Source organism: uncultured Photobacterium sp., from assembly GCF_947039875.1.
Classification (GTDB): domain Bacteria; phylum Pseudomonadota; class Gammaproteobacteria; order Enterobacterales; family Vibrionaceae; genus Photobacterium.
In genome coordinates, this window is sequence record NZ_CAMRAN010000035.1 from 19,324 (window position 1) to 41,356 (window position 22,033).

Below are 22,033 nucleotides of genomic sequence, written 5' to 3' on the forward strand. Positions count from 1 at the left end.
ATTCAATTACTTAGAACCAACGATCTAATGCATGTCGATCTAATTGCTTGAATGCTCGGTTAAGTACATCAGCTAATTCTTGGTAGCGCGGCTGCGATTTTTTAGGCTGCATTGCATGCCCTTCACTAACAATCTTCTGATAAATTTCGCTATACCACTTCGCGAGTGATGGCGGCAAAGTCGTTTGACTGCGTTTCCCCAACCACCATAAGCCTTGTAATGGCATTGAAATCGCTAATAACGCAATAGCTATGGCTTGTGGCATCGCATCATAATTATGAAATGCCATTTGAGTCAAAATACTGATTGCAGCGACCGCAGGCATCACTTTTGTCGCAAATTGGGTGGCTTTAATATACCGATGTTCAGGAAAAACAGCCGCCAGCTCTTTGCGCATTGGCCATGTTGTCATGTAATGCTGACCATTCTGAAAGTATTTCCACATTGTATGTTGAGCCATAATGCACCACTCATCAAAAAAAATTATAACATTTAAAAAAAATACACAACAAACTTGATTCAAATTAAAATATTCTAAAAATCTTTTTGTTATATTGCGTAACAATCGGTTATTCTAGACCAGCCTAGATGTAATTGTTGCTGTTAATGACCTTAACTGCAAACTAGGCTCTGTCAAGGATGACCCAGAATTAGAGGTAACTCAATTCTATTTCTCAGGAAAGAGCGTGATTTTTCCCTCTAGTAAGACGAGTCATAAATATTCGACTATTCTAGGGGTACTTTTTTATTCAAAAATGAATATCAACTTTCAGACAGATTATAGGTAGTCACTCTCATGTCTAAGCTGGTTTTAGTTCTAAACTGCGGTAGTTCATCTCTTAAATTCGCAATCATTGATCCTGTATCAGGTGAAGAACATCTTTCAGGTCTAGCAGAATGTCTAGGCCTTCCTGAAGCTCGAATCAAGTGGAAACTTGATGGCAAGCACGAAGCACAACTAGGTGACGGCGCTGCTCACGAAGAAGCTCTAGCATTCATGGTTGACACTATTCTTGCTTCTAAGCCAGAACTTAAAGAGTCTCTAGGCGCTATCGGTCACCGTATCGTACACGGTGGCGAGCAGTTCTCTGCATCAGCATTAATCGACGATGTTGTTCTTCAAGGTATCGTAGATGCGTCTGATTTCGCACCTCTACACAACCCTGCACACGTTGTTGGTATCGAAGCTGCTAAGCATAACTTCGCTGGCCTGAAGAACGTTGCTGTATTTGACACTGCTTTCCACCAGACTATGCCTGAAGAAGCATTCCTATACGCTATCCCTTACAACCTATACAAAGAAAACGGTATCCGTCGTTACGGCGCACACGGTACTTCTCACCGCTTCATCGCTCGTGAAACAGCGATCCTTCTTGACAAGCCTCTTGATGAACTAAACATCATTAACTGTCACCTAGGTAACGGCGCATCTGTATGTGCAATCAAAGGCGGTAAATCTGTAGATATCTCTATGGGTCTAACACCTCTTGAAGGTCTAGTAATGGGTACTCGTTGTGGTGACCTTGACCCAGCAGTTATGTTCCACCTACACGATCGTCTAGGTATGAGCGTTGCTGAAATCAATACTATGTTCACTAAAGAGTCTGGCCTACTAGGTCTTACTGGTGTGACTTCTGACTGTCGTTTCGTTGAAGAAAACTACGGCGTTAAAGAAGAAGCAACTCGCGCAATGAACGTATTCTGTCACCGTCTTGCTAAGTACGTAGCTAGCTACGCAGCAACAATGGACGGTCGTCTAGACGCAATCGTATTCACAGGCGGCATCGGTGAGAACTCTGCACCAATCCGTGAAGAAGTACTTAAGCGTCTAGCTATCTTCGGTATCGAAGTAGACAGCGAAGCTAACCTTAAAGCTCGTTTCGGTGGCGAAGGTGTTATCACTACTGCAAACAGCCGCATTCCTGCAATGGTTGTTTCTACTAACGAAGAATTAGTAATCGCAGAAGATACAGCGCTTCTAGCTGAAATCTAATCTTACAATTATTAAAACGGCTGACTTTTTGTCAGCCGTTTTTTCATGGCATTTTGTCATATTTTACTGTGGTGCTGCTCTATGATTATTCTACTTAAATACTAAGTCGAATTGTTATTGAACAGTGCTGTATCGATTCAATAGTCAGAGGAATCTATAGTGTCTCGTACTATTATGCTTATCCCAGTTGGCGCTGGTGTTGGTCTAACAAGCGTTAGTCTTGGTGTGCTTCGTGCAATGGAACGCAAAGGCGTTCGTGTTTCATTCTTCAAGCCAATCGCGCAACCACGTCAAGGTGGCGACCAGCCTGATCTAACAACAACGATCATCCGTGCTAACAGCGATATGCAAATCGCTGAGTCATTCTCAATGGCAAGCGCAGAAGAACTTATTCGTAACGACAAAACTGACGTTCTTCTAGAAGACATTGTTGCTCGCTTTAAAGCAGCAGCAAATGCTGATGTAACGCTAATCGAAGGTCTAGTTGCTACTCGTAAGCACCCATTTGCAAATCAAATTAACTTTGAAATTGCAAAAACACTTGATGCTGAAATCGTATTCGTTGTCTCTCCTGGCACAGATAACCCATCACAGCTAAAAGAACGTATCGAAGTAGCATGTTCTAACTTTGGCGGCATTAAAAACAAGCAAATCTCTGGTGTTATCGTTAATAAACTTAACGCACCTGTTGATGCTGAAGGCCGTACTCGCCCTGATCTTTCTGAGATTTTTGACGATGTTGAAGGTACTGTTCCTTCAAATGTTGAAATCATGCAAGTGTTTAACTCAAGCCCTATCCGTGTACTTGGTTGTGCACCTTGGAGCGCTGAGCTAATCGCTACTCGTGCAACAGATATTGCTCAGCACCTAAATGCTGAAATTATCAATGCAGGCGATCTAGAAACGCGTCGTATTAAGAGCATCACATTCTGTGCTCGTTCTATCCCTAATATGGTTGAGCACTTCCGTCCAGGTTCACTACTTGTGACGTCTGCTGACCGTCCTGATGTTATCGTTGCTGCATGTCTTGCTGCAATGAACGGCGTTGAGCTAGGTGCACTTCTATTAACAGGTGGTTACGACCTACCTAAACCTGTTATGGATCTTTGTGAGCGCGCATTCGCAACAGGCCTTCCTGTTATGACTGCACAAGGTAACACATGGCAGACATCGCTTAACCTACAGAGCTTCACTTTAGAAGTACCTGCAGACGATAAAGAGCGCGTTGAGTTTGTTAACGAGTACATGGCAAGCCACATCGACGGTAACTGGATTGAGTCTCTAACTGAAGGTTCAAACCGTGAGCGTCGTCTAAGCCCACCAGCATTCCGTTACCAGTTAACTGAACTTGCTCGTAAAGCTGCTAAGCGTATCGTTCTTCCTGAAGGTGATGAGCCACGTACAGTTAAAGCTGCGGCTATCTGTGCTGAGCGCGGTATCGCTGAATGTGTGCTTCTAGGTAACCCAGAAGAAATCCGTCGCGTTGCTGAGCAACAAGGCGTTGTTCTTGGTGCTGGCGTAACTATCATCAACTCTGATGAAGTACGTGAAAACTACGTTGCTCGTTTAGTTGAGCTACGTGGCGCGAAAGGCATGACTGACGTTGTAGCGCGTGAGAAACTACAAGATTCAGTATTCCTAGGCACAATGATGCTTGAGAATGGCGAAGTTGACGGTCTAGTGTCTGGTGCAGTTCACACAACTGCGAACACTATCGTTCCTCCATTCCAAATCATCAAGACTGCACCTGATGCGTCTATCGTATCGTCTGTATTCTTCATGCTACTACCTGACCAAGTATTGGTTTACGGTGACTGTGCGATCAACCCAGATCCAACAGCTGAGCAACTTGCTGAAATCGCTATCCAATCTGCAGATTCTGCAAAAGCATTTGGTATCGACCCTCGCGTTGCTATGATCTCATACTCTACTGGTACTTCTGGTAAAGGCGCAGACGTAGATAAAGTACGTGAAGCAACTAAACTTGCTCAAGAGAAACGTCCGGATCTAGTGATCGACGGTCCTCTACAGTACGATGCTGCAATCATGGAAAACGTAGCGGCTTCTAAAGCGCCTAACTCTCCAGTAGCAGGTAAAGCAACTGTATTTGTATTCCCAGACCTAAATACGGGTAACACAACTTACAAAGCGGTACAGCGTTCTGCAGATCTAGTCTCTATCGGTCCAATGCTTCAGGGCATGCGTAAGCCAGTTAACGACCTTTCTCGTGGCGCACTAGTAGACGATATCGTTTACACAGTTGCACTAACTGCGATTCAGGCAGAACAAGCTAACGCTAAGTAAGTTATTTTTTCTTACTTAAAAAACTGTTCTAACGCCCCTGCACAATAATTTTGTGCAGGGGCGTTTTTTATTGCTGGCAACAGCGGATTTAAGCCTTTATGCTAATTGTCTACTTAGGTTAAGGATGACCCAATAGCATGGATGTGCTCAATACCTTAGGGCTTTTTATCGGCTCTTTAGTTTCAAATACCCTCGCTTCACTTTCTGGTGGTGGTGCTGGTTTAATTCAATTCCCATTACTTCTTTTTCTTGGTTTACCGTTTGGTATTGCCCTTGCGACCCATAAAGTTGCCAGTGTTGCTTTAGGTATTGGTGCTACCGTTAATCATCTCCGTAATGGCAACTTACCGTGGAAACTCACCTTCTACGTGATTATCGTTGGCGCTATTGGCGTCATTATTGGGGCAAATCTCATTCTTGCTATCCCCGTTAAATTTGCCGAAGCCGCCTTAGGTGCATTGATCATTAGCCTAGGTATTTATTCTGTTACTACTAAAGATCTTGGCCAAACATCCACACCACAACGTCGGCATAGTTTAGGATTTATTATTGGCGCTATTATTTTATTTATTATCGGCATGATTAACGGCTCACTGACCGCGGGGAGTGGTTTATTTGTCACTATGTTCTTAGTGCGATGGTTTGGATTTGACTATAAACAAGCTGTCGCCATTACTTTAGTCAGCGTTGGATTATTTTGGAATACCATCGGTGCCATTGCTATCTACCAAGCAGGGGCAACCATTTACTGGCCGTGGCTACAGTATTATTAATTGGATCGTTACTCGGTGGCTATCTTGGTGCTCACCTTGCCCATCAACGTAGTAATCAGTTAATTAAGCGTTGCTTTGAAAGCTTAACTTTTGTGATTGGTTTTAAATTATTACTCGATCTTTAATAATAACCACCGCCTCAAACAGGAATAAACATGAATAAAGCCACCATCGATATTTATTATTGTCGTCAGTGTAATTGGATGCTGCGAGCAACATGGATGACACAAGAATTACTGCATACCTTCAGTGAAGAAATCACTTCCATTAGCCTTCATCCTGATACCGGTGGACGTTTTGAAATTTTTTGTAATAAACAGCTTATTTGGGAACGTAAAGTCGATGGCGGCTTTCCTGATGCAAAACAACTTAAACAACGGATTCGTGATGAGATAGATCCCGAACGTGATTTAGGTCATATCGATAGATAATCTTGCTTTCAACAAAAAAGCGCATGCTCGATAGCTCAAGCATGCGCTTTTTATTAATGGCTAAGATGCTAATTAAGCACTGTTTGCGCCAACACCTCACCCTCAAAACTAATCACAGATAGCTGATTACCGTCTAATAAACCGTAGCTTGCAGGTAAACCGTTACGAGGAATAGCAACGGAGCCAGGATTAAAGGCGTAGTAATCCGATTTTAATTCAGCAACAGGAATATGCGTGTGGCCAGATACAATCACATCACCATTCATCAACGGTGGATGCTTATCGGCATTATAAATATGACCATGAGTTAAAAATAACCGTCGACCATCAGCTAACATCACCAAGTTATAATCTGCCATCATTGGAAAATCTAACAGCATTTGATCAACGTCGCTGTCGCAATTACCTCTTACCGCGGTAATTCGATCTGCATACTGATTTAATAATTCAGCCACTTTGATCGGATCGTACCCTTCAGGTAACGCATTGCGAGGCCCATGATTAAGAATATCACCTAATAAAATAAGATACTTAGCCCCACTTTTTTCAAAAGCAGCAATGGCTTTTTGAGCAGCAACGAAACTACCGTGAATATCTGATGCAAAAAATAATTTCATGATTAAGCTCGACCAAAAAATCGTAAATATATTGATTCAGTCTACGTGAGCTGCAATAAAAATACTATTATCACAATCAAGCCATAATGTGATCAGCCAGTATCACTTATACTGTGAAAGTAATTGGCAATAATAATATTCATTGCAGCACAAACTTGTTTATAGCATCAGTTAATTTAATATAGTACATCGATAACCGCGAGGAATAACACTATGAAAATCTTAGTGACGGGCGCGACAGGGCTCATCGGTAAAGCACTGCTTCCCCATTTAAATCATGATGAAATTACGGTTATTAGCCGTGATCCCGCTCGCGCTTATCAACAATTAGGTCATCATATTAATGCGCTTGATTCCCTCGAATCATTACCCAACCTTGATCAATTTGAGGCGGTAATTAACCTTGCTGGTGAGCCTATTATCGGTAAACGTTGGAGTGAGCAACAAAAACATATCATTGAAGACAGCCGTTGGAATATTACCCAACAACTGGTTGATAAAATTAAAGCCAGTGATACCCCTCCACAAACGTTTATCAGTGGCTCAGCTGTTGGCATCTACGGTAATCAACATGATAAAACCATTGATGAAAGCTTTACTATTGAGCCTAATAATACTGATTTTTCCCAGCACGTTTGCTCTCAGTGGGAACAAATAGCCCTTGAAGCACAATCTGATAAAACGCGTGTATGCTTATTAAGAACGGGGATCGTACTTGCTAAACAAGGCGGTGCATTGGCGAAAATGTTACTGCCTTATCAATTAGGCGTTGGTGGCCCTATTGGCGATGGTCAGCAATATTTCCCGTGGATCCAACTGCAAGATATGGTGCGAGGGATTTTATTTTTACTTAATAATAGTAATACTCAAGGTCCGTATAATATGACCGCCCCCAACCCCATTACTAATCGCGCTTTCAGTGCCGCCCTTGCCAGTACATTGCATCGACCACATTTATTATTTACCCCTGCTTGGGTATTAAAATGTGCCCTTGGAGAGTCTTCACAACTGCTATTAGACGGTCAACGCGCATTACCGAACAAATTACAGGCAGCAGGGTTTAACTTTACCTTCCCTTATATTGAGCAGGCGTTAAAGCAGACGTTGGGGGATTGATTAAGTATGTTAGCACAATAAAAGCAGGGTTGAGTAACAGCCCTGTCGAATAATAATCCTGTAATAAAGTTATCAGATATTAGACCTAAAGATCTTGCTATAATTATCCCCACCCAATAACATGTATAATAAATGCAACATTGGAGTTTATTATGTTAGATCTAACTAATCCTACCGTAATTACATCGCTTATTTTTTTAGGTCTCGAGACTATCATTTTGGTTTTAATGGTATCAGTACCTATTTTGCTAACATCAGCACTGATCATTAAAAATATTCGATCTTTTTTTCATTCAAACAAGTCATAATCGGCAAATAATCAAAATATTGTTAACGCCAACATCATCATCGTAATGGCAATAGTAGTTTTTTGATCTGCGATTGCGATACGAAATATACCAACACAATCGCCAACACAGGTAAGCCAACCCAAATCATCGGATGTAAACTAAACGGTAATTCAAACCCTTTAACCACCAGCAAACCGACCACCAACTCTGCGCCTATCGCAGCAATCACTCCTGCTAACACGGCAATAATTCCATACTCAAACCACAGAGTAGCAGCAATGCGTTTTCGGCTAGCACCTAAGGTTCGGTATAACTGAATTTCCGTTTGACGCTCAGAAATACTTAACCGTAACAACGTCATGATCAGCAATAAACCACTAACAATACCGAGTCCAGCTAACACTGCTAACGACCAACTTACTTGCGCCAATAAACCTTGAATACGGGTTGCCATCATCCGTAAATCAAGCACGCTCACAGTAGGATATTTGCTAGCTAAAGTATTTAATAATCCATTTTGTTGCTCACCAACTCGAAAGCTGACCAATCCCGTAGCGGGAAATGACTGCAACACATCCGGCGTAAAAATAAAGTAGAAATTAGGCTTCATATTGCGCCATTCAACATGTCGAATGCTGTTAACGGTAGCGTTAAATTCCAACCCGCCAACGGTAAATACCAACTTATCACCCAACTGAATATTCAATCGTTTGGCAATTCCAGATTCAACTGAAACACCGTCCGCTTTATCCCATTGCCCTTTGGTAACCACATTATGACTTGGCAGTTCTTTGGCCCATGTAAAGTTAAGCTCGCGCCTTAAAGCAGGATCAACACTGTCATCATCGGCCTTTCGATTTAGCTCATTATTTATCTCAGTATTATTTTCAGCTTGATCAGTCGCCGTTTTATTTGATGTAGCGTAAAAACGTTGATCGTTAATTGCGACTAACCGCCCTCGCGTTACTGGATAGCCTTGCGAACGGGTTAGATTAGCTTTATCTAAATCAGCTAAATAGCTTTGCTGTTGCTCAGGGGCGATATTGAGTGCAAACACATTCGGCGCATTCGCAGGTAGGGTATTTTGCCAATCCGCGAGTAATTCATTACGTAATAATCCAATCACCGCCAATAACATTAATGAGCAAGTTAACGCCACCAGTTGAGTCGCAGTTTTGTTTTTACTGCGATTCACACGGCTTAACGCTAAACGATAAGCTGCGCCTAATTTCACTCGTTGTAATAACGCGATAGCAGTCACACCAATACCCGCTAAAACCAACAACAACCCCACGATACCTAACAGGGTTAACCACACTAAAAAATTAGTGCCAATCCACACGATAGCCGCTAACACAGGAGGCAATAACAGTAACCATGCCAAACGACTAGAAGTGGGGGCTATTGTCGATACTTGTACTGAATTGATCGCGGAGGTTTGAACTAACCGTGACAGCGGGATCCCTAACGCTGGTAGTGCAATTAACAATGCCAACAATAAACTGATCGCAAAAGGCGCAATTCCCATCGCAGGTAGCTGATCGGGTAATAAGTTTTGCAGGGGATAACGCAGCAACCACTCAAGCCCTAATCCAAGCGTTAAACCAATAATGATCGCAACCACAAACACGAGGCCGATCTGAGTTAATAGCCAGCGCCATAAAAAACCTTGAGTCGCACCAAGACTTTTCATCATCGCCACCGCCGTCTTACGCGTTGCCGCATAGTGTTGGCAAGTTAGCACTAACGTGGCAGCAGCCATTAATACCACCAGCACCAATGTGAGCGATAAATATTGCCGCGCACGTTCAATAAAATCACCACTGCGTCCAGCATCATTTTCAGTTAGCCACCGTTGACTTGGAGTTAAGATTAATTGCTGACGAATATCATCTAATACTTGATTGGAACCAGAGAAATAATAACGATAGCTGATACGACTGCCGGGCTGCACACCACCGACAGCTTCAATATCTTGTTGATGAATAAACACCGTCGGCATTTGGCTAAACGGATTAAACGATAGTTCTGGATCTTGAGTAATGCGTCCGCTAATTTTTAGCTCTGCATCACCCAGCATTAGTACATCACCAATTTTCACGTTTAACAGCGAAAATAAGCGCTCAGTTAGCCATAATTGCTGCGGTTTTACATGGTGTTCTAATAACGCGGTATCTGCACTTTGTAAGTTAAGTTCACCCCGTAATGGAAAGCCTGAGTCGACAGCTTTAACACTCACCAACTGCATGCCGTTATCACTAAATGCCATAGTACCAAAACGGATTTGCTGAGCGACTTTTACCGCATCGGTTGATAATGCTTTAAGCTGCGAAAGATCAATCGGCTGTGAAGAAACAAGCACACTATCAGCCGTTAATGCAGATCGTCCTTGATCAACAATGATCGCTTCTACTCGGCTCACTAATGCTGATAACGCAAACACACACGCGATAATTAAACTCAACGCTAAAGTGACTAACCATAATTGACCTTGGCGAATTTCACGCCATGCCCAACGCACAATAAATGATCGATTATTAGCAGCAACAGCAGTATTAAACATCGCGATCGTCCTTATTTAATGGCTTATTATCAGTCCTATTTTGCACTTGATTTAATATGCCATTATCTAATCGCAGCACTCGATCGCACCGTGCGGCTAAGGCATCATCATGAGTCACTAATATCAGGGTAGTACCGTTGTCTCGATTAAGCTCAAACAATAACTCAATCACCATTGCAGCCGTTTGTTGATCTAAATTTCCTGTTGGCTCATCGGCAAACAAAATTTTAGGGTTGATCATAAACGCGCGTGCTAATGCTACCCGTTGTTGCTCGCCACCTGATAATTGGCTCGGTATATGAGTCTCTCGTCCTTGTAAACCAACAACAGCTAACAATTGTTTAGCACGTTCAATATCGATCGCTTTATTTTGAATCAAACATGGCAGAGTAACGTTTTCTAACGCATTTAAGGTCGGCAATAATAAGAAGTTTTGAAACACAAACCCAATCGATTCACTGCGCAGCTGTGCCCGTTGTTCATCATCTAAGCGCGTTAGATTATGACCTAATAGTTCAATCTCACCGGCAGTGGGCACATCTAACCCTGCCAGCAACGTCATTAGGGTCGATTTTCCTGCGCCTGATACACCCACTAACGCAATTGACTCGCCTTGCTCGACCTCAAGCGAAACATCCTGCAAAATGGTCATTGGCGACAAGGCTGTCGTAACCTGTTTAGAAACAGCGTGTGCTTTTATTACGGAGATTGACATGATACGAATCCTTTCATTATTAATGCTGTTATTTTCATCGACAGCATTTAGTCAAACGCTATTAGTCTTGGGTGATAGCTTAAGTGCGGGTTATCAAATGCCAACCAATAAAAGCTGGCCTGTACTACTACCTGAAATATTAGCCCAACAATCCCAACCAACGACAATTATCAATGCCAGTATCTCAGGCGATACCAGTGGTAATGGGTTAGCACGACTGCCGCAACTGCTTAAGCAATACCAACCTGACATAGTATTAATCGAATTAGGTGCAAACGATGGTTTACGCGGTTTTGCTCCTAAAATACTACGCAATAATCTCAATCAGATGATCACTTTAATTAAAGAAATGGGATCACAGCCGTTATTAATGCAAATCGAAATTCCACCTAATTATGGTAAGCGTTATAACATGTTGTTTCGTAATACTTACCCAGAGTTAAGCCAATCATTGAACGTACCACTGTTGCCTTTTTTCCTTATTGACATCATTGTTAAACCTCAACTGATGATGAAAGATGGTCTTCATCCAACAGCGGAAGCACAACCGCTTATCGCCCAATTTATGGCAAAGCAACTTCAACCGTATCTCAATCAGGAAAGTTCACAATGACGACTTCTATCTTAATTACTGGCTGTAGTTCTGGCATTGGCTATTACTGCGCCGCCGAGCTCAATAAATTAGGCTATAACGTCATCGCCAGTTGTCGCCAGCAACGCGATGTAGAACGATTAAATAACCAAGGTATTCATTGCATTCAACTAGATCTTTGTTGTTCTGAATCGATTGATCGCGGATTAAAACAAGCATTAGTTTTAGCAAATGGTCAACTAGATATGCTATTTAACAATGCGGCTTATGGCCAACCAGGAGCATTAGAAGATTTATCTACAGAGGCATTGCGCGCTCAATTTGAAACTAACTTCTTTGGCTGGCATCAACTAACTCGTGCAGTGATCCCGTTGATGCTACAACAAGGCCACGGTAAGATAATTCAAAATAGTTCAGTTCTAGGCTTAGTAGCAATGAAATACCGTGGAGCTTATAACGCCAGTAAATTTGCCATTGAAGGCTATACTGATACGCTTCGATTAGAATTAGCGAACACCCCCATAAAAATTGCCTTAATAGAACCTGGACCTATTGAAAGTCATTTTCGTCAAAATGCTAAATCTCAATTTGAACAACACATTGATATTAATCACTCTCGTCATCATGATGCTTATCAACAAACATTACATAGATTAGGCACGACAACTCCAAACAATAAGTTCACTTTAGGACCCGATGCCGTCTTTAAGCAAGTGTTGGCTATAATTAACAGTAAGCGCCCCAAAGCACGTTACTATGTTACTCAACCAACATATATTTTTGGCTTTCTTCGTCGTATATTACCGACAAAATGGTTAGATAAACTGCTAATAAAGAGTAATTAATTAAATATAAGCCATAATAACAACGTTTATTATGGCTGATTTTAATTTATTTTATTCAGATAAAATGATGACAAAAACAACAATCAAAAAATAAACAAAGCAAAATACATCACATTTCCGCACTTAAAGTTAAACAAATAACCTTTATACCAACATTCTTCTCTATCAATGACAAAATCTATAATAACGTCATATTAGTGTCACAATAAAACGCTACAGTAAGCGCAAGTCAAAAAACTTATATCATCAAAAATTGTCTTCTCTGAGGTGTAGTATGTCGTTGCGCCAAATTAATCTTATCTGTCTCTGTATCACACTCGCGGTTATACTTACCTTTAATAATTAACGTCATATTAGTGTCACAATAAAACGCTACAGTAAGCGCAAGTCAAAAAACTTATATCATCAAAAATTGTCTTCTCTGAGGTGTAGTATGTCGTTGCGCCAAATTAATCTTATCTGTCTCTGTATCACACTCGCGGTTATACTTACCTTTAATAATTAATGTCATTTAATGCTCTTTTCTTGATTCGTCTCGATTCATCCCCATATATTTGATATAGCCTTTCAAATAGCCAACGGATATCAGCACATGTATCAAAATGTCGCTCTTGAATTAAACGAACAGAATCTTCAGCAAATCATCGATCAATCAATGCAGACACCAGTGGTGATCAGTTTCTGGGCGCCTTCAATGCCAGAAACGCTAGAAGTAAATGCAATCCTTGAAAAAATTGCTCGTGAATACCAAGGACAATTTACGCTAGCAACGGTGAACTGTGAAACTCAACAGATGGTTGCTTCTCAATTTGGCGTACGTGGATTACCTACTGTCGCCCTATTTAAGGATGGTCAACCTACTGATGGCTCAGCGGGTCCACAAACAGAACAAAGTTTACGTGAAATGCTAACCCGTCATTTACCAACCCCCGAAGAATTACAACTGCAACACGCATTAACGTTAGTAAAAAGCGAAGATTACAATCAAGCACTCGCATTACTACGTCCGTTAGCACAAAAATTTCCTAAAAATAGTGTGGTTGAACTGGCGATTGCTGAATGTTTGGTGGCGGCAGGATTATTTGATGAAGCAGAGTTAATTCTTGAAACCATTCCGATGCAAGATCAAGATGCACAATATAAAGGACTACTTGCCAAGCTTGAATTACATAAACAAGCGGGTAACTCACCTGAAATACAATTATTAGAAGAAAAATTAGCGGCAAACCCAAGCGATGCAAATATTGCTTTTGAGCTTGCGGTTCAATACAGCCAAGTAAACCGTAATGAAGAAGCATTAGCACTCTTATTAAATATTCTTCGTAGCGATCTTAATTTTGCTGACGGTAATGCTAAAAAGACCATGATGGATATTTTAGCGGCACTCGGACAAGGCAACCCGATTGCAGGAACTTATCGCCGTCAACTGTATTCTTTACTATATTAAGTTATAGACTAATAAAAAGGCCCGTAAGCTTTGTACTTACGGGCCTTTTTTATTCAGCGAATTAAAGCTAACTGCTAACGTGCATTCGTTTTTTCAAACACTAAAAATTTATTGCCTGAGTCAACAACCAAAGTATTATTAATAACTTCAATACTGGTCGCACTACGTAATACATTCAACATATTTTCTTCCTGAGTAACAAGCTCAGGTAAGCAAATCCTACGGGTAACAACAGGCAAAGTGAAACTACCATCAGCGGCAATTAAACGCCCTTTAAATTGATTACAGCCCGTAAAACCAGACACTTTCATATCAGCATTAATATCTAATTTAGGTTTATGCTTTGTTACACCAGGGATACATACATCGCCCTTTAGTGTCCATTCCCCTACAAGTTGAGTTGATTTATTCAGTTGCTGATTAGAAAAACAACCTGTCAATGAAATTACTAATAATATTAATAAACAAAATTTACTTTTTTTCATCATAGCTCTATTACTCAATCTCAATAGACTGCTTTATTCATTTAGAAACAAACTATTGAGATAATAATCGCATAAAACAATGCCGATGATCTCTCACCGGCATTAATATTCAAACTATACAGTCTGTACTATCGTCTTAATTACTTAAGGATGATTTGTACTGAACGCTGAACGTAGTTAGTGCTGTCAGCTGAGTTAGTTTTGATTGGGTTGCTGTTAGCTACGTGAGAAACAGTTAGGCGAGATGCGCTAATACCGTTTGCTTCTAGGAAGCTAGCAACATTTGCTGCACGTGCTGCAGAGATTTTTTCGTTGATTGCTTGGCTACCAACTTTATCAGTACGACCGATAATTTGTGCGTTAACTTCTGGGTTAGCTTGCATAGTTGCAACAACTTCACCTAGATTGTAACGGCCGTAGTCGTTTAACTTAGTTTGACCATTTTGGTATGGAAGAACGTAAGAAGAACGAGTTGGGATTTGTGCTTCAACAGCAACTTCTTTAACAACTTCTACATTGTTAGTAACAATTACAGGTGTTGCTGGTTGACCAAACTTGTATGTCATACCCCAGTACGCTTGAGTTAGATCTGCATGACCATTAGTTGTATCAAGGTTCTGGTAGTAATCAGCACCAATTTGAGTAGATAGTGCATTAGTGATTTGGTAAGACAAACCTAGACCAGCTGTAGCTGAGAAGCTATCTGAATGTAGGTGAGTTGCCTGATGGTGGAAAGATTGGCCATCTGCGTAGATGTAAGAAGCACCAACTTTACCAAATGCAGATAATTTTTGTGTCAGAGGTAAATTACCTTTAACACCTAAAGTACCAATGTGCATGTCAGCGTTGCCTAGGTTGTACATAAAATCGTAACTACCGTAAACACCAACGTATTGGTTAAAATCATAACCAGCATCTAGTTTAACACTTGGAGCGTTAGTTTGACCACCAAACACACCTGCATCGTTATTGCCAACATAACCCATGCCTAGAGCACCACCAACCCAGAAGCCGTGGCCTTGACCAGCGTACCAGTGACCAGTAGCTGCAGATTGAGTTAATGCAGTGTTATTTGTAGCCGTTGCAGGAGCATCAGCAGCCATTGCAGATGTAGCAACGCCTAGAGATAAAGCTGCTACTACAGCTAGAGATAGAGATTTCAATTTCATGTTTAACTCCATTGGTTAAATACTTTAAAACTTTCTAATTATCTGTCCATATATAAGTGCGTACTATCTATTTTTTTAAGCGTGTATCGCAGGACAGTATTTTTAATACCACACCATTTTGTGACTCAGTTGGCATTAAGGCAAATAATAAAAAATGATGTTCACAATTAATTGTTATTTTTCACACGCGTCAAAAAAATGACCACCAAAAAACAAATCTTTCAGAAATAATTTAGATAAATGAAAAATCCGTTTTTTTTTCAAAATAATTAATTTAAATAAAAAAACATAAAAACACAGACATCAAAAATAAATAACAAAAAACAACAACTTAAAAAACAACTAGCACATTGATGTTACGTGAAAAAAATATAAAAAAAATGCCTTTTCACACTTAACATAATGTAATAAATAATCATACAGTGCTATTTATAGTTTTAATTATCCTTTATTATCTCTTCCATAAATATTTTTTTTTGTTAGCATTTACTTTGAAAATAAAGTTCATAGAGATGTGATGGGCTTTTTCATGGTTGAAATAGAAGAAGTAACTCCACAGTTACGCTTTTATCTACTACCAAAAAATGAGGCTTTATGTCGCTATAAAACCCAAGCGCTTCGATACTGAAAGCAATAACAATAAAAAGCAGTGGTCATATAGACGTACACTGCCAAAACAGATACTAAGATAGGTAGTTAAAGCCATGATCATATATAAATACGGTAAGGATATTTTTGAACCGCAAAAGAGCGCTTATACCAACCAAGAAGCCACCACTAAACTTAGTGCTAGCGAAACAAAAATCCTCCAATTTTTAATTGATAACAGTGGCGAAATTATCAGTAGAGAAAAACTGCTCGAAATCGGTTGGCCTGATAAAGTTGTGGTACCAAATTCATTGAATGTTGCCATTGCTAATTTACGCAAAGCATTTAAAAGCAAAAACGAAATTATCATTACGATTAAAGGTGCGGGCTTTACCATTGCGAATAACACCTTTATTCAGCAACAATTTCAACCTGAAGTTGTTATCGATAATGAACAAAATCAAATAGAACAATTACAGCAAGCCGATAGTCTTACTGAAAATAATGCAATAGACACAGAAATAAATAACATCAAAGCACCGTCAAAGAGCAACGCATTTCCTACCATAACAAAAATTGGCTATAGCGTTTGTTTAACTATTATAGTTGCCTGGATTATGCTTTGGGCCAGTAGTTGGCAATCACCTCCTTGTATTACCGTTAATAATCAAAAGATTTGTGGTAATATTGAATTGCTCAATCTACAAAAACTGCCACAAAACTTAAAGAGTAAAAATACGGTTTATATTGATACAACTGGAAAAATGTATGAAAAAATTTAAATATCTCATCATAGCATTATTACTTTTAATGCTATATCCCGTGATTAACGGTATGGGGTGTGACTTTAACTATAAATACGAAAATTCCAACCATGAACAATTTGGCAGCTGTAAATTTGGTCAATACACATTAATTGACTACCCAGATCCTAAACAAGACAATGGTTATACCGTATTAAAAGGGCTTTATTTTTATGCCTTTGGTAATGCTGCTGTATTAGTCGTTGATACAGAAGATCACACTAAAAAAATCACCGACGCTGCAATTGAAAGCCTCAATTGGACTCATGAACGTTTTTGGTATCAATTTAATCTTAAACGATTAGATAAGAATACAATGGTTAGCTATAGCTCATCACCTAAAAAAGCATTACATATCATTCCTTATGATGGCACATTATCAATAACAGATAGTGGACACTAACAAAATCACGGCTAAATAATCGTTATTTAGCCGTTTTTCGTTAGACTTTCCAAAATAGGGCAATGCGCACTTTTATCCCCAGGACACTGATCCGTTAATGCCGCCAATGTTAATTTAATTAGCTTTAACTCTTCAATTTTATGATCAATTTCTATCAATTTTTGCAGTGCTTTTTGCTTAACATCTCGACTATGACGATCTGGATTTGTCGATAAAGCCAATAACTGCTGGCATTCCTCTAATGAAAAACCAATCATTCGTGAACGTTTAATTAATAACAATTCAGCAATGTGACTTTCATTATAATAACGGTAACCATTGGAGCCACGAGGCGCAGCACTGATCACCCCTTTACTTTCATAAAAACGAATCGTTTTTGCCGTCAATCCTGTTTGTTTAGCGACATCACTGATACTCATCATCACTTATTCCCTCTATATGGTTAAACAACTCTTGACATTATAGTTACTGGAAGGATTATGCTAGGTACATTATTTCATCTAAGCATAAAAAGGCGAGCACATGAATACAATAACTCTTCCTCTTGCCAATGTAAGTTGTATGCATTGCGTCAATAAAATTCGTGATGCTATCAGCCTATTACCTAACATCCAACTCATTGATATATATACTGAACAACTAACAGTATCTGTAGACAGCTCTTTACCTGATTTGTTCGATGCTATTTCAGCATTAGGCTACCAAGTCGGCTTCCATTATCAATTGCCTCTTACAGGGTTATCTTGTGGACGTTGTGTGGCAAAAATAGAACAATCCTTAACCACACGTCATGACATTGCACACTTTACTATTACTAAACAATTAGCAGATGTTTATGGTGCAATCAGTAAGCAAGCACTAACAAACGTAATTGTCGAATTAGGCTATCAAGTCGTAACACATTCAGCGGTACAACATTATGATTTCACATTAAATGGCCTTTCTTGTGGTAAATGTGTGGCTAAATTGACCACAGCATTAACTCAAGACGATATTGAAATTATTACACTCGATAAAAATACACTCAGTGTAATGACGTCATTAACTACTGACGATCTTATCGCTATCGTGGTGGCAACAGGCTATCAAGCAGCATTAAGCACTGATATTCAACCAACAACTGAAGCTGATACAGTTATCGCCCCTGAACCAATTATTGCCCCCCAAGGTAATGCAACCCAATTACTTCTATCTGGATTAACTTGCGCCAGTTGTGTTGCATCAGTAGAGAAAGCTATAAAGACCGTAGAGGGTGTTGATAGTGTTAATGTTAACCTTGCTGAGCGTACGGCTTTAATTTACGGTCAAGCATCATCACAAGCCGTTATAGAAGCTATCGAGAGTGCCGGTTACGGTGCAGAAGAAAGTGAAGATGATCAAACCCGTCGTATTCGCCAACAACAGCAAAACCAACAAACATTTAAAACCCATATCCGTAATGCTACTGCATCTCTCGCATTAGGTGTTCCATTAATGGCATGGGGGCTGTTTGGCGGAAGTATGGTGATTAACTCGACAACCAGCCAGATAAGTTGGGGCATTATTGGCCTGATCACATTGGCATTGTTAGTCACAGCAGGTAAAGACTTTTATATTAATAGCTGGAAAGCTTTCCTACACCACCGTGCCACTATGGATACCCTCGTTGCATTGGGTACTGGTGCTGCATGGCTATTTTCAATGACAGTTGTTCTTGCACCTAATTTATTCCCATTAGCCGCTCGTCACGTGTATTTTGAAGCATCAGCAATGATAATTGGCCTAATCACTATTGGTCATGCATTAGAAGCGCGTGCTCGTAGCCGCACATCAAAAGCGTTAGAACGTTTAATCGATCTTCAGCCTCAAACCGCAATTGTAGTTGAAAATGGTCAAGAAATAGAACGTCCTCTAAGTGCCATTATTGCAGGAATGACATTACGTTTAAAACCTGGGGCTAAAGTTGCAGTTGATGGTCTTGTTATTGAAGGAACAAGCTATCTTGACGAATCAATGCTGACAGGTGAGCCTCTTGCGGTGCATAAAAAAGCGGGGGATCACGTTCGCGCAGGGACAATTAATCAGCAAGGCAGTTTACTTTTTAAAGCTGAACATATTGGCAGTGACACCATGCTGGCACGTATTATTCAATTAGTCCGCCAAGCACAAAGCAGTAAACCCGCACTGGCACGATTAGCGGATACTATCTCAAGTGTCTTTGTACCAAGTGTTATGATTATTGCCATAATAACTGCTATGGCTTGGTATTATTTTGGTCCACAACCCGCATCTGTATATATGCTTGTTGCCGCAACAACGGTACTTATTATTGCCTGTCCATGTGCATTAGGCTTAGCAACACCAATGTCAGTAACCGTTGGTGTAGGCCGTGCAGCAGAGCTAGGTATTCTCATTAAAGATGCCGAAGCAATGCAACAAGCCGCAAGTATTGATACCGTGGTATTAGATAAAACAGGTACATTAACCGAGGGTAAACCACAAGTTGTTGATTATAAAATTTATAATACACTAACACGTGAGCAGCTAATTCAATTGGCTGCAAGCTTAGAGCAAGGATCTGAGCACCCACTTGCCAATGCTATTGTTAAATCAGCGCAACAACAGCAATTAGAGATCTACCCTCATAGTGACTTCATGACGTATTCAGGATTGGGTGTTTCCGGCACAGTAGATCAACACCAACTACTGTTAGGAAATGCTAAATTCATGGTTCAAAATGCTATTACGATTAACCATGCTGAAATGGATTTTGATTTCATAGCGAATCAAGGTGCAACACCTGTCTATCTTGCACAGAATGGTGCTTTAGCTGGTATTATTGGTATTAGTGATCCATTACGTAAAGATTCATTATCGGCCGTTAAACGGATGCAAAAAATGGGTCTTAAAGTCGTTATGTTAACAGGTGACAGTGTTAAAACTGCCAAGGTTATTGCGAATAAACTCGGGATCACTGACGTCGTTGCTGAAGTATTACCGGATGGTAAAGCGGCACAAATTACCTTATTACAGCAACAAGGCCGACGCGTAGTTATGGTGGGTGACGGTATTAATGATGCGCCTGCTCTAGCACTGGCTGAAGTTGGTATTGCAATGGGTAGCGGTACTGATGTTGCGATTGAAAGTGCGCAATTTACCTTAATGCGCCATTCACTACACGGTGTTGCTGATGCATTAGAGTTATCAAAAGCAACACTACGAAATATCAAAGAAAACTTATTTGGTGCCTTTATTTACAATACATTAGGCATTCCAATTGCTGCTGGCGTGTTATTCCCTCTTACAGGAACACTGCTTAGCCCTGTTATTGCAGGTGCAGCGATGGCGTTATCATCCATTACCGTAGTAAGTAATGCTAACCGGTTACGTTTATTTAAGCCAAGCCGACAAGATCAGGAGAAATAATATGTGTTTATTATTAGGCGTTGCCGCAATTGGATTTATTGTCTGGTGGTTCTGGCTTAATCCACGTTCTCGTAATTCAAAATAATACGAGTCCAGTAACTGGATAATCATATTAAGGCTACTTCGGTAGCCTTTTTTGATCTCGTTTTCTATCAATCTTTGGTATAACTTAATCAATGTTTCTTAATCTGTGGTAACGCATGTTCAAATCTCTCTTATCAAAGGCATTATTAGTGCTGCCCTTTATTGCTCAACCTACACTTGCCGACCCTATTGTGTGGAAAATTTACGATCAACAACGTGAATTTTATGTTTTAGGTTCTATTCATGCGGGTAAAGAGGCAATGTTCCCTCTGCCTGATATATTTCTTGAGCAATGGCAACAAGCTGATGCCTTAATTGTAGAAGCTAATATACTGCAACAATCACCAGCTACGCCCACACTATCCCCGCCCTTTACGCACCAAGCATTACCTGAACCAGTACTCAAAAAATTAAAAAAAATCACTACCGCATTGAACATTCCATTTGAAACATTATTGCAACAACCACCGTGGTTAACGGCCGTAACGCTACAGCTGGCGCTAGCTGATAAGCTCGACCTTAAAGCTGATTATGGTATCGATTATGTATTGTTGCAGCGTGCTCAACAGCAACATCTTCCTATCCTTGAATTAGAAAGTGTTAGCCAACAATTTAAGATGTTAGAAAGCCTGCCAGAAAATGGCGCACCAATGCTAATTGACACTATTAATGAATGGGATAGAACCCAGTCATCATTACGTTGTTTGGTTAAAGTATGGCAACATGGAGACAGTGAAAAACTTGAGCAACTTTTCCAAGAGAGCCAAATTGATCCAGCCACTGATGATGCTTTAATTTTTGATCGTAACAAGCGTTGGGCTGAAACACTTGCACACACCCCCCCCTATCAATCAGGAAAATTTATGATTGTGGTTGGTGCCTTTCATTTAATTGGCGATCAAGGCCTTCCTAATCTAATGAAACGGCAAGGCTTTAAGGTTGAGAAAATCACCTCAAGTACAGAAGCCAATTGCAACTAAAGTGGGATTTCTTAATAGTGGTCGGTGAAGAGCTAGATTCTAATATCAATGACCCCCCCGCCCCTCTGGTCCGCCACACCTGACAGCCAGAGATGCGCTACCAAACTGCACTATTCACCACTTTCTACAGACGAAAAAAAACCGCATCTTTCGATACGGTTTCTTAATCGTGGTCGGTGAAGAGGGATTCGAACCCCCGACCCTCTGGTCCCAAACCAGATGCGCTACCAAACTGCGCTATTCACCGACTTAATTCTTTTCTAGGAACGCTGCTAGAAGGGTCAACCCTCTGGTCCGCTATTCCCAACATCAGAGATGCGCTACCAAACTGCGCTATTCACCGACTTTGTTTAGGCTTACAAAGCCAAGGTCTCGAATAAAAGATAACCTGAATAATGGGGTGGCTAACGAGGCTTGAACTCGCGACAAC

General features: G+C 40.4%; 18 protein-coding genes, 1 tRNA gene and 2 pseudogenes. 12 read left to right on the forward strand and 9 right to left on the reverse strand.

Annotated elements, in window-relative coordinates; genetic code table 11:
- Positions 1-10: 10 nt before the first annotated feature.
- The gene (yfbV, locus tag Q0V26_RS12630) at positions 11-460 is read right to left on the reverse strand and encodes a terminus macrodomain insulation protein YfbV (RefSeq protein WP_297481989.1); all 450 of its coding nucleotides are present in this window, start codon (positions 458-460) and stop codon (positions 11-13) included.
- Between the two features lie 336 nt (positions 461-796).
- Between yfbV and Q0V26_RS12635 the strand changes: the two genes are divergently transcribed.
- The 4 genes and pseudogenes from Q0V26_RS12635 (at position 797) to Q0V26_RS12650 (ending at position 5,501) form a co-directional block, all read left to right on the forward strand.
- Positions 797-1,993, forward strand: coding sequence for an acetate kinase (locus tag Q0V26_RS12635; RefSeq protein ID WP_080158078.1), 1,197 nt, complete (start codon positions 797-799; stop codon positions 1,991-1,993).
- Between the two features lie 159 nt (positions 1,994-2,152).
- Positions 2,153-4,297: a phosphate acetyltransferase gene (pta, locus tag Q0V26_RS12640; protein ID WP_297481990.1), complete on the forward strand. Its 2,145-nt coding sequence runs from the start codon at positions 2,153-2,155 to the stop codon at positions 4,295-4,297.
- 137 nt (positions 4,298-4,434) lie between these two features.
- A pseudogene (locus tag Q0V26_RS12645) lies at positions 4,435-5,195 on the forward strand (sulfite exporter TauE/SafE family protein).
- 30 nt (positions 5,196-5,225) lie between these two features.
- Positions 5,226-5,501 (forward strand): SelT/SelW/SelH family protein, encoded by a 276-nt coding sequence (locus Q0V26_RS12650; protein ID WP_080158080.1) that lies wholly within the window; start codon positions 5,226-5,228, stop codon positions 5,499-5,501.
- A gap of 68 nt (positions 5,502-5,569) precedes the next feature.
- Here the strand turns inward: Q0V26_RS12650 and yfcE are convergent, their stop codons facing one another.
- Complete coding sequence (gene yfcE / locus Q0V26_RS12655; RefSeq protein ID WP_107276876.1) at positions 5,570-6,118, reverse strand: phosphodiesterase; 549 nt, start codon at positions 6,116-6,118, stop codon at positions 5,570-5,572.
- Positions 6,119-6,331: 213 nt separating this feature from the next.
- Between yfcE and Q0V26_RS12660 the strand changes: the two genes are divergently transcribed.
- A complete protein-coding gene (locus tag Q0V26_RS12660; RefSeq protein ID WP_297481991.1) occupies positions 6,332-7,234 on the forward strand; it encodes a TIGR01777 family oxidoreductase in 903 nt (300 codons plus the stop codon).
- Between the two features lie 345 nt (positions 7,235-7,579).
- On the opposite strand, the gene Q0V26_RS12665 is transcribed toward Q0V26_RS12660, so the two are convergent.
- Positions 7,580-10,087 (reverse strand): FtsX-like permease family protein, encoded by a 2,508-nt coding sequence (locus Q0V26_RS12665; protein WP_297481992.1) that lies wholly within the window; start codon positions 10,085-10,087, stop codon positions 7,580-7,582.
- The gene (locus tag Q0V26_RS12670; protein ID WP_297481993.1) at positions 10,080-10,802 is read right to left on the reverse strand and encodes an ABC transporter ATP-binding protein; all 723 of its coding nucleotides are present in this window, start codon (positions 10,800-10,802) and stop codon (positions 10,080-10,082) included. The genes Q0V26_RS12665 and Q0V26_RS12670 overlap by 8 nt, the downstream gene beginning before the upstream one ends.
- Between Q0V26_RS12670 and Q0V26_RS12675 the strand changes: the two genes are divergently transcribed.
- From Q0V26_RS12675 to Q0V26_RS12685, 3 genes are all read left to right on the forward strand, one after another.
- Entirely contained in the window at positions 10,801-11,415 is a 615-nt protein-coding gene (locus Q0V26_RS12675; RefSeq protein WP_080158085.1) for an arylesterase, read from the forward strand. The genes Q0V26_RS12670 and Q0V26_RS12675 overlap by 2 nt on opposite strands.
- Positions 11,412-12,239: an SDR family oxidoreductase gene (locus Q0V26_RS12680; protein ID WP_297481994.1), complete on the forward strand. Its 828-nt coding sequence runs from the start codon at positions 11,412-11,414 to the stop codon at positions 12,237-12,239. The genes Q0V26_RS12675 and Q0V26_RS12680 overlap by 4 nt, the downstream gene beginning before the upstream one ends.
- 592 nt (positions 12,240-12,831) lie before the next feature.
- Positions 12,832-13,686, forward strand: a complete 855-nt coding sequence (locus Q0V26_RS12685; protein WP_297481995.1) for a co-chaperone YbbN — start codon at positions 12,832-12,834, stop codon at positions 13,684-13,686.
- A 74-nt stretch (positions 13,687-13,760) separates the two neighbouring features.
- Here the strand turns inward: Q0V26_RS12685 and Q0V26_RS12690 are convergent, their stop codons facing one another.
- Together Q0V26_RS12690 and Q0V26_RS12695 are read right to left on the reverse strand one after the other, a co-directional pair.
- Positions 13,761-14,171 carry an META domain-containing protein gene (locus Q0V26_RS12690; protein WP_297481996.1) on the reverse strand — a complete coding sequence of 137 codons (411 nt, stop codon included), beginning with the start codon at positions 14,169-14,171 and terminating at the stop codon, positions 13,761-13,763.
- A 140-nt stretch (positions 14,172-14,311) separates the two neighbouring features.
- Positions 14,312-15,340: an OmpA family protein gene (locus Q0V26_RS12695; protein ID WP_297481997.1), complete on the reverse strand. Its 1,029-nt coding sequence runs from the start codon at positions 15,338-15,340 to the stop codon at positions 14,312-14,314.
- 704 nt (positions 15,341-16,044) lie between these two features.
- Between Q0V26_RS12695 and Q0V26_RS12700 the strand changes: the two genes are divergently transcribed.
- Together Q0V26_RS12700 and Q0V26_RS12705 are read left to right on the forward strand one after the other, a co-directional pair.
- Positions 16,045-16,710 carry a winged helix-turn-helix domain-containing protein gene (locus Q0V26_RS12700; RefSeq protein WP_297481998.1) on the forward strand — a complete coding sequence of 222 codons (666 nt, stop codon included), beginning with the start codon at positions 16,045-16,047 and terminating at the stop codon, positions 16,708-16,710.
- Entirely contained in the window at positions 16,697-17,134 is a 438-nt protein-coding gene (locus tag Q0V26_RS12705; protein ID WP_297481999.1) for a hypothetical protein, read from the forward strand. Before Q0V26_RS12700 ends, Q0V26_RS12705 begins: the two co-directional genes overlap by 14 nt.
- 26 nt (positions 17,135-17,160) lie before the next feature.
- Here Q0V26_RS12705 and cueR read toward each other — a convergent pair whose 3' ends face one another.
- Entirely contained in the window at positions 17,161-17,553 is a 393-nt protein-coding gene (gene cueR, locus Q0V26_RS12710) for a Cu(I)-responsive transcriptional regulator (protein ID WP_297482004.1), read from the reverse strand.
- Positions 17,554-17,656: 103 nt separating this feature from the next.
- Here cueR and Q0V26_RS12715 point away from each other — a divergent pair, with 103 nt between their 5' ends.
- Both Q0V26_RS12715 and Q0V26_RS12720 read left to right on the forward strand, forming a co-directional pair.
- Positions 17,657-20,539, forward strand: coding sequence for a copper-translocating P-type ATPase (locus tag Q0V26_RS12715; RefSeq protein WP_297482000.1), 2,883 nt, complete (start codon positions 17,657-17,659; stop codon positions 20,537-20,539).
- Positions 20,540-20,739: 200 nt separating this feature from the next.
- Positions 20,740-21,603, forward strand: coding sequence for a TraB/GumN family protein (locus Q0V26_RS12720; protein WP_297482001.1), 864 nt, complete (start codon positions 20,740-20,742; stop codon positions 21,601-21,603).
- Positions 21,604-21,621: 18 nt separating this feature from the next.
- On the opposite strand, the pseudogene Q0V26_RS12725 reads toward Q0V26_RS12720, so the two are convergent.
- Both Q0V26_RS12725 and Q0V26_RS12730 read right to left on the reverse strand, forming a co-directional pair.
- Positions 21,622-21,723, reverse strand: a pseudogene (locus Q0V26_RS12725).
- Positions 21,724-21,773: 50 nt separating this feature from the next.
- A tRNA-Pro gene (locus tag Q0V26_RS12730) sits at positions 21,774-21,850 on the reverse strand.
- Positions 21,851-22,033 lie beyond the last annotated feature (183 nt).

What these genes read in the sequence shown, in the direction of transcription:
- yfbV (WP_297481989.1), bottom strand. Translation starts at nt 460, where the DNA reads ATGGCTCAACATACAATGTGGAAATACTTTCAGAATGGTCAGCATTAC.
- Q0V26_RS12635 (WP_080158078.1), top strand. Translation starts at nt 797, where the DNA reads ATGTCTAAGCTGGTTTTAGTTCTAAACTGCGGTAGTTCATCTCTTAAA.
- Q0V26_RS12650 (WP_080158080.1), top strand. Translation starts at nt 5,226, where the DNA reads ATGAATAAAGCCACCATCGATATTTATTATTGTCGTCAGTGTAATTGG.
- yfcE (WP_107276876.1), bottom strand. Translation starts at nt 6,118, where the DNA reads ATGAAATTATTTTTTGCATCAGATATTCACGGTAGTTTCGTTGCTGCT.
- Q0V26_RS12660 (WP_297481991.1), top strand. Translation starts at nt 6,332, where the DNA reads ATGAAAATCTTAGTGACGGGCGCGACAGGGCTCATCGGTAAAGCACTG.
- Q0V26_RS12665 (WP_297481992.1), bottom strand. Translation starts at nt 10,087, where the DNA reads ATGTTTAATACTGCTGTTGCTGCTAATAATCGATCATTTATTGTGCGT.
- Q0V26_RS12675 (WP_080158085.1), top strand. Translation starts at nt 10,801, where the DNA reads ATGATACGAATCCTTTCATTATTAATGCTGTTATTTTCATCGACAGCA.
- Q0V26_RS12670 (WP_297481993.1), bottom strand. Translation starts at nt 10,802, where the DNA reads ATGTCAATCTCCGTAATAAAAGCACACGCTGTTTCTAAACAGGTTACG.
- Q0V26_RS12680 (WP_297481994.1), top strand. Translation starts at nt 11,412, where the DNA reads ATGACGACTTCTATCTTAATTACTGGCTGTAGTTCTGGCATTGGCTAT.
- Q0V26_RS12685 (WP_297481995.1), top strand. Translation starts at nt 12,832, where the DNA reads ATGTATCAAAATGTCGCTCTTGAATTAAACGAACAGAATCTTCAGCAA.
- Q0V26_RS12690 (WP_297481996.1), bottom strand. Translation starts at nt 14,171, where the DNA reads ATGAAAAAAAGTAAATTTTGTTTATTAATATTATTAGTAATTTCATTG.
- Q0V26_RS12695 (WP_297481997.1), bottom strand. Translation starts at nt 15,340, where the DNA reads ATGAAATTGAAATCTCTATCTCTAGCTGTAGTAGCAGCTTTATCTCTA.
- Q0V26_RS12700 (WP_297481998.1), top strand. Translation starts at nt 16,045, where the DNA reads ATGATCATATATAAATACGGTAAGGATATTTTTGAACCGCAAAAGAGC.
- Q0V26_RS12705 (WP_297481999.1), top strand. Translation starts at nt 16,697, where the DNA reads ATGAAAAAATTTAAATATCTCATCATAGCATTATTACTTTTAATGCTA.
- cueR (WP_297482004.1), bottom strand. Translation starts at nt 17,553, where the DNA reads ATGAGTATCAGTGATGTCGCTAAACAAACAGGATTGACGGCAAAAACG.
- Q0V26_RS12715 (WP_297482000.1), top strand. Translation starts at nt 17,657, where the DNA reads ATGAATACAATAACTCTTCCTCTTGCCAATGTAAGTTGTATGCATTGC.
- Q0V26_RS12720 (WP_297482001.1), top strand. Translation starts at nt 20,740, where the DNA reads ATGTTCAAATCTCTCTTATCAAAGGCATTATTAGTGCTGCCCTTTATT.